Origin of the sequence: Streptomyces sp. NPDC101237 (assembly GCF_044767465.1) — a bacterium.
Classification (GTDB): Bacteria; Actinomycetota; Actinomycetes; order Streptomycetales; family Streptomycetaceae; genus Streptomyces; species Streptomyces gramineus.
Map to the genome: position 1 here is coordinate 1 of NZ_JBIWNY010000024.1, position 13,335 is coordinate 13,335.

12 protein-coding genes are annotated in these 13,335 nt (G+C 75.5%); 8 read left to right on the top strand and 4 right to left on the bottom strand.

Annotated features, from left to right (window positions below):
- Positions 1-254 precede the first annotated feature (254 nt).
- Together ACIRQ9_RS30285 and ACIRQ9_RS30290 are read left to right on the top strand one after the other, a co-directional pair.
- Positions 255-2,102, top strand: coding sequence for a transketolase (locus ACIRQ9_RS30285; RefSeq protein ID WP_404180409.1), 1,848 nt, complete (start codon positions 255-257; stop codon positions 2,100-2,102).
- 65 nt (positions 2,103-2,167) lie between these two features.
- Complete coding sequence (locus ACIRQ9_RS30290; protein WP_404180412.1) at positions 2,168-2,869, top strand: GvpL/GvpF family gas vesicle protein; 702 nt, start codon at positions 2,168-2,170, stop codon at positions 2,867-2,869.
- A 52-nt stretch (positions 2,870-2,921) separates the two neighbouring features.
- Here ACIRQ9_RS30290 and ACIRQ9_RS30295 read toward each other — a convergent pair whose 3' ends face one another.
- Together ACIRQ9_RS30295 and ACIRQ9_RS30300 are read right to left on the bottom strand one after the other, a co-directional pair.
- Positions 2,922-3,737 carry a class I SAM-dependent methyltransferase gene (locus ACIRQ9_RS30295; protein WP_404180415.1) on the bottom strand — a complete coding sequence of 272 codons (816 nt, stop codon included), beginning with the start codon at positions 3,735-3,737 and terminating at the stop codon, positions 2,922-2,924.
- A 125-nt stretch (positions 3,738-3,862) separates the two neighbouring features.
- Positions 3,863-5,347 carry a bifunctional phosphatase PAP2/diacylglycerol kinase family protein gene (locus tag ACIRQ9_RS30300; protein WP_404180418.1) on the bottom strand — a complete coding sequence of 495 codons (1,485 nt, stop codon included), beginning with the start codon at positions 5,345-5,347 and terminating at the stop codon, positions 3,863-3,865.
- A gap of 72 nt (positions 5,348-5,419) precedes the next feature.
- On the opposite strand from ACIRQ9_RS30300, the gene ACIRQ9_RS30305 reads away from it, so the two are divergent.
- From ACIRQ9_RS30305 to ACIRQ9_RS30315, 3 genes are all read left to right on the top strand, one after another.
- The gene (locus ACIRQ9_RS30305; protein ID WP_404180421.1) at positions 5,420-6,079 is read left to right on the top strand and encodes a histidine phosphatase family protein; all 660 of its coding nucleotides are present in this window, start codon (positions 5,420-5,422) and stop codon (positions 6,077-6,079) included.
- Between the two features lie 128 nt (positions 6,080-6,207).
- Positions 6,208-7,827: an ABC-F family ATP-binding cassette domain-containing protein gene (locus ACIRQ9_RS30310; RefSeq protein WP_404180424.1), complete on the top strand. Its 1,620-nt coding sequence runs from the start codon at positions 6,208-6,210 to the stop codon at positions 7,825-7,827.
- A gap of 98 nt (positions 7,828-7,925) precedes the next feature.
- Entirely contained in the window at positions 7,926-8,183 is a 258-nt protein-coding gene (locus tag ACIRQ9_RS30315; protein WP_351937663.1) for a DUF6158 family protein, read from the top strand.
- A 39-nt stretch (positions 8,184-8,222) separates the two neighbouring features.
- On the opposite strand, the gene ACIRQ9_RS30320 is transcribed toward ACIRQ9_RS30315, so the two are convergent.
- Complete coding sequence (locus ACIRQ9_RS30320; protein ID WP_404180427.1) at positions 8,223-8,759, bottom strand: type 1 glutamine amidotransferase domain-containing protein; 537 nt, start codon at positions 8,757-8,759, stop codon at positions 8,223-8,225.
- Between the two features lie 256 nt (positions 8,760-9,015).
- Between ACIRQ9_RS30320 and ACIRQ9_RS30325 the strand changes: the two genes are divergently transcribed.
- From ACIRQ9_RS30325 to ACIRQ9_RS30335, 3 genes are all read left to right on the top strand, one after another.
- A complete protein-coding gene (locus ACIRQ9_RS30325) occupies positions 9,016-9,756 on the top strand; it encodes a hypothetical protein (RefSeq protein ID WP_404180430.1) in 741 nt (246 codons plus the stop codon).
- A 196-nt stretch (positions 9,757-9,952) separates the two neighbouring features.
- Complete coding sequence (locus ACIRQ9_RS30330) at positions 9,953-11,233, top strand: aminotransferase class I/II-fold pyridoxal phosphate-dependent enzyme (RefSeq protein ID WP_404180671.1); 1,281 nt, start codon at positions 9,953-9,955, stop codon at positions 11,231-11,233.
- The gene (locus ACIRQ9_RS30335) at positions 11,230-12,363 is read left to right on the top strand and encodes an MBL fold metallo-hydrolase (protein WP_404180433.1); all 1,134 of its coding nucleotides are present in this window, start codon (positions 11,230-11,232) and stop codon (positions 12,361-12,363) included. The genes ACIRQ9_RS30330 and ACIRQ9_RS30335 overlap by 4 nt, the downstream gene beginning before the upstream one ends.
- A 330-nt stretch (positions 12,364-12,693) precedes the next feature.
- Here ACIRQ9_RS30335 and ACIRQ9_RS30340 read toward each other — a convergent pair whose 3' ends face one another.
- Positions 12,694-13,323, bottom strand: coding sequence for a DedA family protein (locus ACIRQ9_RS30340; protein ID WP_404180674.1), 630 nt, complete (start codon positions 13,321-13,323; stop codon positions 12,694-12,696).
- Positions 13,324-13,335 lie beyond the last annotated feature (12 nt).

A 13,335-nucleotide genomic window follows, 5' to 3' on the forward strand; every position in this document is an offset into this window, starting at 1 on the left:
CCCGTGCGGCCGGCCGCGCCCGACGCGCGGCCGGCCCCACGGCCCGGTGCACTCCGTGCGGCACGTCCTCGGCGGGCGGCCTGCGGTCCGCCCGCCTACGGTTGCCTGGGAGGCCACCGGACCCGGACGCGGCCCCGGGCGGCGCAGTGTGAGACGCCGGCTCCGGACCGTGACCGCCGGTGCCACGGACACGGGCCCGCCACAGCCGCCGCGACCCCGGAACCCGCTACGGACACTCCCTTCGAAGGAGTCTCATGAACACCGCCGAACTCGTCGAACTCGCCCAGCAGTTGCGCGTGGACAGCGTGCGGGCGGCCGCCGCGGCCGAGTCCGGGCATCCGACCTCGTCGATGTCCGCGGCCGACCTGATGGCCGTCCTGCTCGCCCGGCACCTGCGGTACGACTTCGACCGGCCCGCCCACCCCGGCAACGACCGCCTCATCCTCTCCAAGGGACACGCCTCACCCCTGCTGTACTCCGCCTACAGGGCGGTCGGCGCCATCGAGGACGCCGAACTGCTCACCTTCCGACAGCTCGGCTCGCACCTGGAAGGCCACCCCACCCCGCGCCGGCTGCCCTGGGTCGAGACCGCCACCGGCTCCCTCGGCCAGGGCCTGCCGGTCGGCGTCGGCATCGCCCTGTCCGGCAAGCGGCTGGAGCACGGCCCGTACCGTGTCTGGGTGCTGTGCGGGGACAGCGAGCTGGCCGAGGGATCCGTGTGGGAGGCCGCCGAGCACGCCGGGTACGAGCACCTCGACAACCTCATCGCGATCGTCGACGTCAACCGGCTCGGCCAGCGCGGCCCCACCCGGCACGGCCACGACCTGGACGCCTACGCCCGCCGCTTCGAGGCCTTCGGCTGGCACGCCGTGCAGGTGGACGGCCACGACGTGGACGCCGTCGACCGTGCCTTCGCCGAGGCCACGTCCCGGGTGGGACAGCCCACGGTGGTCCTGGCCCGCACCCGCAAGGGCCGCGGCGTCGCCTCCGTCGAGGACCGCGAGGGCATGCACGGCAAGCCGCTGCCCGACCCCGAGGAGGCCATCGCCGAGCTGGGCGGGACGCGGAACATCCGCCTCCACGTGCAGGAGCCGCCCGCCGCCCGCGCCCTGCACTCCGTCCCCACCGGCGCGCTGGAACTCCCGCGCTACGACCTCGGCGACGAGGTGCCCACCCGTGACGCCTTCGGCGAGGCGCTGGCCGCGCTCGGCTCCGCCCGCGCCGACGTCGTGGCCCTGGACGGCGAGGTCGGCGACTCCACCCGCACCGAGTTCTTCGGCAAGGAACACCCCGACCGCTACTTCGAGTTCTACATCGCGGAGCAGCAACTCGTCGCGGGCGCGGTCGGCATGGCCACCCGCGGCTGGATGCCGTACGCGGCCACGTTCGCCGCGTTCCTCACCCGGGCCCACGACTTCGTCCGCATGGCCGCGATCAGCGGCAGCGGGATCAACCTGGTCGGCTCGCACGCGGGCGTCGCCATCGGCCAGGACGGACCCTCCCAGATGGGCCTGGAGGACCTGGCGATGTTCCGCTCGGTGTACGACTCGACCGTGCTGTACCCCTGCGACGCCAACCAGACCGCCCGGCTCGTCGTCACCATGGCCGGCCTCGAAGGCATCCGCTACCTGCGCACCTCGCGCGGCGCGCACCCGGTGATCTACGGACCGGACGAGGAGTTCCCGGTGGGCGGCGCCAAGGTGCTGCGCTCCTCCGACGCGGACCGGCTGACCGTGGTCGCCGCCGGGGTCACCCTGCACGAGGCGCTGAAGGCCGCCGACGCGCTCGCCGAGGACGGCATCCGCGTCCGGGTCGTGGACCTGTACTCCGTCAAGCCCGTCGACCGGGAGACCCTGCGGCGGGCCGCGGAGGAGACCGGCTGCCTGCTCACCGTCGAGGACCACCACGAGGAGGGCGGCCTCGGCGACGCGGTCGCCGAGGCGTTCGCGGACGGCCGTCCGGTACCTCGCCTGGTCCGGCTCGCCGTGCGGACCATGCCCGGCTCGGCCGCGCCCGACCAGCAGCTGCACGCGGCCGGCATCGACGCCGACGCGATCACGGCGGCGAGCCGGCTGCTCGTCGAGGAGGCGGTCGTGCGATGACCGGCGGCACCGAGCCGGCCGCGGTGCCGGCGGCCCGGCCCGCACCATCGACGGGAGGAGGGACCATGGCAGGACAGACCGGACTCAGATACGTGTACGCCGTCTGCCGCCCCTTCGCCGCGGCCCTGCAGGCCCAGCTCACCGGGGTGGCGGGCGTCCCGCCCGGACTGCTCAGGCACCACGGGCTGATCGCCGTCGTCAGCACGGTCCCGGAGGGCGACTTCGCCGAGGCGCCCCTGCGGGACCACATGGCGGACCGGGACTGGCGGGCCGCGACCGCCCGCGCCCACCAGGGCGTGGTCGACGCGCTCACCACGGTCACCACACCGCTGCCGCTGCCGCCGGGCACGGTCTTCCGGGACGACAGCGCCGTACGGACCATGATGGAGGCCCACGAGGCCGACATCCTGCACGCCCTCGACCGGCTCGACGGCAAGGTCGAGTGGGGCGTCACGCTGTTCGCGGGACCGCCCGGCCCGCGGACCGGGCCGTCGGAGCCGGCGCCCGGCGAGGAGTTCGCCCGCGTCCTGCACGAGCGGCTGCGCCGGCACGCCGACGACTCCCGGCTGCACCCGTCGCCTGCCGGTGCGGGCGGCGAGGCCCCCGGACGGCGCCTGCTCGACGCGGCCTACCTGGTGGCGCGCGCCGACTGCGAGGAGTTCGTGGAACTGGTGGACCGTACGAAGCTGGAGGCGCCGGGCGTGCGCGTGGAACTCAGCGGACCCTGGGCGGCCTACTCGTTCACCGGCGACGTCGTACGCGCCTGAACCCGCGGGCGGGTCGTGGAGACGGCGGCAGGGCCCTCTCCACGGCCCGGTCTCACGTGCGGCAGAGCAGCTCCCCGTGCAGGACGGCGAACCAGCCGTCGTCCTGCGCCGCCCAGGTGCGCCAGGCCTCCGCGACGGCCCGCAGCTGACCGGCGGTCGCGTGGCCGCCCTCGACGGCCCGCTCGGCGTAGGCCGAGGCGACCGTCCGGTCCGCCCACAGCCCGCCCCACCAGGCCCGCTCCTCGGCCGTGCTGTACGTCCAGGTGCCGGAGGTGGCGGTGATGTCGGTGAGCCCCGCGGCCAGCGCCCAGGACTTCAGCCGCCGCCCGGCGTCCGGCTCGCCGCCGTTGGCCCGGGCCACCCGCAGGTACAGCTCCCGCCAGTCGTCCAGCCCTCGCACCTCCGGGTACCAGGTCATCGCCGAGTAGTCCGAGTCCCGTACGGCGATGAAGCCGCCCGGCTTGGTGACCCGGCGCATCTCGCGCAGCGCCCGCACCGGGTCGCCCACGTGCTGGAGCACCTGGTGCGCGTGGACCACGCAGAAGGTGTCGTCCGGATAGTCCAGCGCGTGCACGTCGGCGACCGTGAAGTCCACGTTCGTCAGACCGCGTTCGTCCGCGGTCCTGCGGGCCTGGTCCAGGATGCCCGGCGCGTGGTCGGCGCCGGTGACCCGGCCCTCGGGGACCAGCGCCGCGAGGTCGGCGGTGATCGTGCCCGGCCCGCAGCCGATGTCCAGGATCCGCATGTGGGGCTTGAGCGAACCGAGCAGGTAGGCGGCGGAGTTGGCGGCCGTCCGCCAGGTGTGCGAACGCAGCACCGACTCGTGGTGCCCATGCGTGTACACGGCGGTCTCCTGCGGTTGCGACATGGCTCAGCCCCTTTGCTCCACACCAGGCGGACGGGACCGGCCGGCCCCGCCCCGCGGTGTCCGCAACGCTACGCGCGCATGCCGAATGATGAGACCCGTGTTTTACGATGTGGACTGACAGGTCGTCAGTGCGGCCGGTAGACGGTCAGCGCCGCCGGCAGCTTGTCCACCCGCACCTCGCCCTTCACGTCGACGACCTCACCGTCGTACGCCAGCGGGGTACCGGTCTTGAGGCCGGTGAGCCGCAGCCGGCGCACCCGTACCTCCGCGTGCGCGGGGGACCGGCTCAGCGCGCCCGCGACGGCCGCCGACAGCAGGCGCAGCGCCGGATGCCGTCCGCCGTGCACCACCCGCACGTCCAGCAGCCCGTCCGCCAGGTCGGTACGGCGGCCCGGGGTCACGCCCATCCGGTGGTAGACGCAGTTGCCGACGAACAGCAGCCACAACGGGTGCGACGAGCCGCCGACCTCGACCTCCAGCGGATGCCGGTCGGTGCGCAGCACCCGCACCGCCGCCAGCACCTCGGCGGCCCGGCCGCCGATGCGGTGCGCCCACTGCTCCCGCTCGCGCACCAGCTCCGGATACACGCCGAGACTCAGCGTGTTGAGGAAGATGCCCTCCCGGTCGTCGCTGGTGAAGCGCCCCACGTCCACCCGGACCGCCTCGCCCTCGCGCACCGCGCGGCCAAGGCCCCGGCCGTCCTCCACGCTCAGGTCGTACGCGAAGTGGTTGAGGGTGCCGCCGGGCAGCACCGCGAGCGGCAATCCGTGGTGCAGCGCGGTCCGCGCGGCCACGTTCACGGTGCCGTCGCCGCCGCACACACCGAGCGCCTGCGCCCGCAGCGCCGCCTTCTCCAGCTCGGCGGTCACCTCCTCCGGTTCGCACTCCACCAGCTCGGCCTTCGGCAACTCGTCGCGCAGCGCCCGGACCCGGTCCGAACTGCCCGAAGCACGGTTGGCCACCACCACGAGGCCCTCCCCGTCGGGCAGCGCGGGCGCGTCGGCACGGGGCTTGGGCGGCGGCCCGATCTGCGCCCGCGTCGGCACCAGCCGCCGCACGACGAACGCGGCACCCACGCCCAGGGCCGCGCCCGCCACCACGTCGCTCGGGAAATGGACGCCCGTGTAGACCCGGGACATCGCCACGGAGAACGCCACCGGTGCCACCACCGCGCCCCACCCCGGGGACTCCAGGGCGACCCCGGCCGCGAACGCCGCCGCCGACGCGGCGTGACCGGAGGGGAAGGAGGTCGTGATCGGCTGCCGCTTCAGGTGCCGGACGGCCGGCACCGGGTCCAGGGCGGGGCGGTTCCGGCGCACCGAGCGCTTGCCGATGGTGTTGATGGTCGCGGAGGCGAGGGACAGCGAGGCCAGGCCGCGGACGGCGGCCCGGCGGGCCCGGGGCGTGCGGGACGCCGCCACCGCGGCCGCCGTCGCGAACCACAGCACGCCGTGGTTGGCGCTGCGGCTCAGCCGGGGCAGCACCGGCTCGGCGAACGGCCAGTTCCGCTGGGCCGCCACCTCGAACAGCTTCAGGTCCAGCGAGAGCAGCCGGTCGCGCAGCGCGTGCCGGCCCGGCTTGAGGGCGGTCAGGTCAACATCAGGGCTCATGCGGGTCCGGTTACCCTGAAGTGGCCGTTTCCTGCCGGTCCCCGGTGCGGTCGAGTGAGAGGAACCTCCCGGATGCGCCTGCTCCTCGTACGCCACGGGCAGACCCCGACCAACGTCGACTTCCTGCTCGACACCGGCGTACCGGGTCCCGGGCTGACCGCGCTCGGCGAACAGCAGGCGGCGGCCCTGCCCGCGGCCCTCGCCGACGAGGACATCGAACGCCTCTACGTCTCCACGCTGACCCGCACCCGGCTCACCGCCGCTCCGCTGGCCGCCGCCCGCGGCCTCACCCCGATCGTCCGCGACGGCATCCGCGAGGTCTCCGCCGGCGACCTGGAACTCCTGCCCGGGCACACCGAGCGCGGCCAGGAGTACATGCGGACCGTGTTCGCGTGGGCGGCCGGCGACACCGCGCTGCGCATGCCCGGCGGCGAGACCGGGGCCGAGACGCTGGACCGCTACGACGCGGTGGTCGCCGAGGCCGCGGCGAGCGGGGCCCGGACCGTCGCCCTGATCAGCCACGGCGCCGCGATCCGCCTGTGGACGGCGGCTCGCGCCGACAACGTCGACGTCGCCTACGCCGCCGCCCGACCCCTCGGCAACACCGGCGTCGTCGTCCTGGAGGGCTCACCGGACGACGGCTGGAAGGCGCTGTCCTGGGAGGGCGCGGTGGTGGAGCCGACGGGGGAGAGCGGACCGGCCGGGGAGCCGGTGGACTCGGCGGTGGAGTGACCGCGGTTCCCGCGCCCCTTCGGAGGCGCGGGGAACCGCGCGACCGGCCCCCGCCGGTCCCGCGGCCGAGGACGGCGGGTCGATATCGGTTTGCCCCCGGCCGGGGACTCCGCGCAGAATCCCTGACCATGGGACATCTGGAAGCCGCGCACCTCGAGTACTACCTCCCCGACGGGAGGGCGCTGCTCGGCGATGTCTCCTTCCGGGTCGGCGAGGGCGCGGCCGTCGCCCTCGTGGGACCCAACGGCGCCGGCAAGACCACCCTGCTGCGGCTGATCTCCGGTGAGCTGAAGCCGCACGGCGGCACCGTCACCGTGAGCGGCGGCCTCGGCGTGATGCGCCAGTTCGTCGGCTCCGTACGGGACGAGACCACCGTGCGCGACCTGCTGGTGTCGGTCGCGCCGCCCGGCATCCGGGAGGCCGCGCGGGCCGTGGACCGGGCCGAGCACGGCATCATGACCGTCGACGACGAGGCCGCCCAGCTCCGCTACGCGCAGGCCCTGGCCGACTGGGCCGAGGTGCGCGGCTACGAGCACGAGACGCTCTGGGACATGTGCACGACGGCCGCGCTCGGCATGCCCTACGACAAGGCCCAGTGGCGGCAGGTGCGCACCCTCTCCGGCGGCGAGCAGAAGCGGCTGGTGCTGGAGGCCCTGTTCCGCGGCACCGACGAGGTGCTGCTGCTGGACGAGCCGGACAACTACCTCGACGTGCCCGGCAAGCGCTGGCTGGAGGCGCAGCTGGCGGAGACCCGCAAGACGGTCCTGTTCGTCTCGCACGACCGGGAACTCCTCGCCCGCGCCGCCGAGAAGATCGTCTCCGTGGAACCCTCGCCGACCGGAGCCGACGCCTGGGTGCACGGCGGCGGCTTCGCCACCTATCACGAGGCCCGCCGCGAGCGCTTCGCGCGCTTCGAGGAACTGCGCCGTCGCTGGGACGAGAAGCACGCCCAGCTGAAGAAGCTGGTGCTGAACCTCCGTCAGGCCGCCGCCGTCTCCCACGAGATGGCCTCCCGGTACGCGGCCGCGCAGACCCGGCTGCGCAAGTTCGAGGAGGCCGGCCCGCCGCCGGAGCCGCCGCGGGACCAGGACATCAGGATGCGGCTGCGCGGCGGCCGTACCGGCGTCCGGGCCGTGACCTGCGAGGGACTCGAACTGACCGGCCTGATGAAACCCTTCGACCTGGAGGTCTTCTACGGCGAACGGGTCGCCGTCCTCGGCTCGAACGGCTCCGGCAAGTCGCACTTCCTGCGGCTGCTGGCCGGCGAGGACGTGACCCACACGGGGCTGTGGAAGCTGGGCGCGCGCGTGGTGCCCGGGCACTTCGCCCAGACCCATGCCCACCCCGAGCTGCAGGGCCGCACCCTGCTGGACATCCTGTGGACGGAACACTCCCAGGACCGGGGCGCCGCGATGTCCCGGCTGCGCCGCTACGAGCTGACCCACCAGGCCGAGCAGACCTTCGAGCGGCTCTCCGGCGGCCAGCAGGCCCGGTTCCAGATCCTCCTGCTGGAGCTGCAAGGTGTCACGGCCCTGCTGCTCGACGAGCCGACGGACAACCTCGACCTGGAGTCCGCGGAAGCGCTCCAGGAAGGCCTGGAGGCCTTCGACGGCACGGTCCTCGCCGTCACCCACGACCGCTGGTTCGCCCGCGCCTTCGACCGCTACCTGGTCTTCGGCACCGACGGGCGGGTCCGCGAGACCCCGGAGCCGGTGTGGGACGAGCGCCGGGTGGAGCGCGCCCGCTAGGCCCCCCGCCCTCCAGACAGGCCCGGCGGCCCGGACCTTCGTACAGTGGATGCAGGGATCCGGACCGCCGGGACGGACATGACGAGCGGGGTACCACCATGACCGGAGTCGACCCCAGCCGGCTGGACGACCAGCAGCTCATGAAGGAGCTGGAGACCATCCACCGGACACGCCACGACACCCTGCTGTACGGCTCCAACGACGCGCTGCGCGCCCACAACGAGCGCATGGCCCAGTTGGAGGGGGAGTACCTGCGCCGCAACCCGCGCCGCATCGTCGCCGCCGGCCGCACCCGCGAGGGCGCCCGGGAGCGCGGCTGCGCGGAGGCGGCGACACCGCGCGCCTCCGCGGGCTGAGACGGACCGCCCCGGCCGGGGCCGGGCGCCCGACGGGGCTCAGGCCCCGCCGAGGGTGTCGAGGAACGCTCCGCAGAAGGCCTTCAGGTCGTCCGGCCTGCGACTGGTGACCAGCGTGTTGGGACCGGCCCCGCAGACCTGGACCTGCTCGTCCACCCAGGTGCCGCCCGCGTTGCGGATGTCGGTCCGCAGGCTCGGCCAGGACGTCAGGGTCCGGCCGCGCACGACGTCGGCCTCGATCAGCGTCCACGGCGCGTGGCAGATCGCCGCCACCGGCAGGCCGGCCTCGAAGAAGCCCTTCACGAAGGCCACGGCCTGGTCGTCCGTGCGCAGGAGGTCCGGATTGGCGACCCCGCCGGGCAGCACCAGCGCCCCGAACGCGTCCGCCGAGACGTCGCCGACCACCTCGTCCACGGGAAACGTGTCGGCCTTGTCGAGGTGGTCGAAGCCCTGGACCCGTCCCGGCTCCGTCGACACCAGCACCGGTTCGTGCCCGGCGTCGGCGACGGCCTTCCACGGCTCGGTCAGCTCCACCTGCTCGACGCCCTCGGGCGCGGTCAGAAACGCGATACGCATGACGCTCACTCCTCGCTTCCTCGGTCTTCCAGCCGTGCGCGGCTGACTCCCTGCTGCTTGCTGCTTCTGGAGTGCGGGACGCGTACCCGGTTACGAGGGGCCGACACGCCGGGAACAGCCCGTTCCGTCACCCGAACGGGGTCGGCGTGTCCCGCGAATGGGGGTCGGCCGCGCGCGGCGGTGCGTGCGGCGGGCTGTGATGGCTGCGGGGGCACCAGCCGCGTGTCCCCGCAGCCGCAGTTCCGAGGAGCACCCCATGCGCCGTACCGCCCGCGCCCTGTCCGTCGCCGTCCTCTCGGGTGCCGCGTTCGGCGTCGCCGGCACGGCCGCCGTGGCCGCGTCCGCCGTCCCGCCGAGCCCCGCGTCCACCGTCTCCCTGACCTGCGTGCCCGGCGCCGCGGACTGCCCGGCCGGGGCCGGGGCCGGGGCCGGGGCCGGGGGCGTGGCCGGGCCGGTCCGGGAGGGCGACGGCGTGGTCCTGCCGGGGGACGACGGCACCATCCCCCGAGGCGACGACGGGACCACCGTCCCGCGCGGCGAGGACGCCACCGGTCCCTACGGCGAGGGCGGCACGGGCGCGCGGGGTGACGACGGCGGCGGAGCGGCCGCCCGGGGCGACGCGGGCACCGGCGGCCGGGGCGACACCCATGCCGGCGGCCGGGGAGACGACACCACGGGCGGCCGGGGTGACGACGGCACGGGCGGGCGGGGTGACGACGGCACGGGCGGGCGGGGTGAGGTCGGGGGCCGCGGGGACTCCGGCGGCCGCGACTGCGGCTCCTCCCACTCCTACGGATCCACCGGTTCCGGCGCCACCGGCTACTCCGGCCCCTGCGCCGACGCCCCGCCGACCGTGGAACACGGCGTGGAGGCCGGCGAGGGCGGCACCTTCACGGACTCGGTTCCCGCGCTGGCCGCGGGCGCCGTACTGATCGCGGCCGCCTGCGGCGGCGCGCTCTACCGGCTGTCCGGCGGAAGGCCGCGCGCGGGCGGATGAACCCGCGGGCGGACACGCGCCGGTGGGACGCGCGAACCGGTGGGACGCGCGAACCGGCGGGACGAGCGCCCGGGCGGAAGAGACCGCCGCCCGCGGGTACTCCCCGGCGACCACCCGGCCACCGGACCCGGCACCCGGCGAGGAGCACGGCCAGGACCGGACGGCACACGGCACCACGGACTGCGCGGAGGCGCACATGCGGCGGACGGATCCCGAGGGCCAGGGGCCGGTCCGGGACACGCCCGCGCGGGGCCACGGACCCGTCCGCTACGGGCCGCCGCTGCCCGACGACGGACTGCCCGTCCTGCCCGCCCTCTCCGCCGCGCTGGCCGCCGCCGCCGACCGGGGCGCGGAGGAGCCGGTCGGCGGCGGTCCCGCGCTGCTGGACGCGGCCCGCGGCTACTGGGAGCGGCGCGGGCTGACCACCGCGCCGGGCCTGGCCGCCGCCGGACCCGGCGCCCCCGCCCTGCTGCTGGCGCTCACCGCCGCACGCGGCGGCGACGTCCTGGTGCCACGTCCCTGCGCCGCCTGGTGGGCGCCGTACGCCCGGCTCCTTGGACGGCCCGTCTTCCACGTGCCGACACCGGCCGAGTCCGGGGGCGTCCCCGACCCGTACGCGCTGCTGGAGACCGTCCGCCGGGTGCGGGACGAGGGCGGCGACCCCCGGCTCCTGGTGCTCTCCGTCGCCGACGACCCGACCGCGACCGTCGCTCCGCCCGAGCTGCTGCACGCGACCGTCGAGGCGGCCACCGGCGAGGGACTCCACCTGGTCAGCGACGAGACCTGGCGGGACACCCTGCACGCCCCGCACGCCACCGTGCTGCTCAGCCCCGCCGAGATGGTCCCGGACCGGGTCACCGTCGTCACCGATCTCGCCGGCGCCCTGCTGCCGGCCGGCTGGACCGCCGCCGTCGCCCGGTTCCCCGCGGGCGAGGCCGGAACGGCCCTGCACGCGCGCGTGCTCGACGTCCTCACCGCGCTCGGCGCCCGCCTCGCCGGACCGGTCGCCGCCGCGGCCGCCCACGCGCTCGACGAGCCCGAACCGGTCACCGCCCACCGGGAGGCCGTCGTACGCCTGCACGCGCGCGTGGCCGCCGCCCTGCACAGCGCTGTCGTCGACGGCGGCGGACTGGCCCGGCCCCCGCAGGCCGGCCGGCACCTGTACGCCGACCTGGAACCCCTGCGGGGACCGCTCGGCGCCCAGGGGGTCGGCGACGCACAGGAGTTGGAGGACTTCCTCACCACCAGGCTCGGCATGCCCGCACCCGGCGGCCACCGGTTCGGCGACGACCTCCAGGCGCTGCGCGTCCGGCTCGCCACCGGGCCGCTGCTCGGCGGCAGCGACGCGGAACGGCTGGAATGCCTCACGTCACCCGCGCCGTTGGAACTGCCACACGTGCAACGCGCGTTGATGTCCTTGAGGTCGGTACTCGACGATCTCCGCGACGACGCTCAGCGATGGGAGCCTCCTCGATGACGCAGCAGACGCATGAGACAGGGTCCGCCACGACGACTGTCCCCGCCACGACCGCCTCCGCGGCCACCGTCACCACGCCCGCCACCACGGCCCGCGGCGACACGGCCACCGCCCCGGCCCCCGGCACGCCTGACGTCCCGCCGCTCGCCGAACCCCGTCCGCTGGGCGAACTCCGGTTCTGGCCGCGGACCTTCCACGACCGGCTGACCGCACCGCTGCCCGGCCTCAAGGCCATGGCCCGCTTCGCCCGCGAAGGCTCCGTCCGCCCCGGGCGCGACGGCCTCGCCGACATCCCCCGGCTGCCCTACGAGCCGGGCCCGCTGCCCCGCACCGACACCGGCACGGTCGCCGTCACCTGGGCGGGACACGCCAGTTGGATCGTCCGGATCGGCGGCCTGACCGTCCTCACCGACCCCGTCTGGTCCCGCCGCATCATCGGCACCCCGGCCCGGGTCACCCCGGTCGGGGTGGCCTGGGAGACCCTGCCGCGGGTCGACGCGGTCGTCATCAGCCACAACCACTACGACCACCTGGACGCCCCCACCCTGCGCCGCCTGCCGCGCGACACGCCGGTGTTCGTACCGGCCGGGCTGGGCCGCTGGTTCCGGCGCCGCCGCTTCACGACCGTCACCGAGCTGGACTGGTGGGAGGCGGCCGAACTGTCCGGCGTCCGCTTCGACTTCGTCCCCGCCCACCACTGGTCCAAGCGCAGCCTCATCGACACCTGCCACAGCCTCTGGGGCGGCTGGGTCCTCACCGCCGCCGACGGGCAGCGCGTCTACTTCGCCGGTGACACGGGGTACGGCCACTGGTTCTCCCGCATCGGCGGCCGCTACCCCGGCATCGACCTCGCCCTGATGCCCATCGGCGCCTACGACCCCCGCTGGTGGCTCAGCGACGTCCACCTCGATCCGGAGGAGGCGGTACGGGCGACGCGGGACGTGGGGGCGAGGCGGATGGCCCCGATGCACTGGGGCACGTTCGTCCTGTCCGCGGAACCGGTACTGGAGCCGTTGACGCGGGTGCGGGCCGCCTGGCAGAAGGCGGGCCTGGACCGCGAGGACCTGTGGGACCTGCCGGTGGGCGCGTCGAGAGCCCTTCACCCCGTCGCATCCGGCCGCCCGTCCTGACGCCCGCCCGGCGGGGAGAGCGAACCCGCACCATGCACCGGGCCGCACCACGGCGCCGCGCACCGCGACCTCGGGTTCCGTGCGCGGTGGCCCGGACCGGGTGGGCTCGTGCGCTCACGGGCCCGGCCTCGGTCCCGGACTCCGCGGGCCCTGGGCCCGTTGGCCTCGCGCTCGGTGGCTCCGCGCCCTGAACCCGGGCCAGGTGGCCGCCGCGCCCCTGAACCCGCGTTCGCCTGCCCCGGACTCCATGGCCCCGGGCCCTGGGACCCGGGCCGGGCTGCCCCGGACGTCATGGCCCCGCGCCCGGCGGCCCCGCTCCGCTCCGTACCGTCACGCCGTGGAGCGGGCCCGGCGCCACAGTGCCGGGCCCACGCTGATCAGTACCGTCAGCGCGACCGCGAGGACCACGCCCTCCCACGGTTCCGGGAACAGGGAGCCGCCGAGGATACCGATCAGCTGGTAGGTCGCGGCCCACGCCACGCAGGCCGGCGCGTTGCCCCGCGCGAAGCTCCGGAACGGCCACTCCGCCAGCAGGCACGCCAGCATCACCGGTATCCGCCCGGCCGGCACCAGCCGCGACAGCACCAGCACCGTCACCCCGTGCGCGGCCAGCTTCTCCTGCGCCTGCTCCAGCCGGTCCTCCGGCGCCCGCGACCGGATCGCCGCCAGCCACCGCGACCCGTTCTTCGACCGCATCCCGCGCCGCCCCAGCCAGTACAGCGCCGCGTCCCCGAGGAAGGCCGCCAGCGACGCCGTCACCAGCACCAGCGCCAGTGCGAACGGCGCCGTCTGGTGGAAGGCCACCACCGCCGCCGAGCTGACCAGCGCCCCCGTCGGCACCACCGGCACCAGCGCCCCGACCAGCACCAGCAGGAACAGCGTCGGATAGCCGATGGCCTGCTGCGCGGACTCGGTCGACGAGGGCGACGAGGTGGCCGTCGCGGCACCGGCGGCGGCCATCACCGTCAGCAG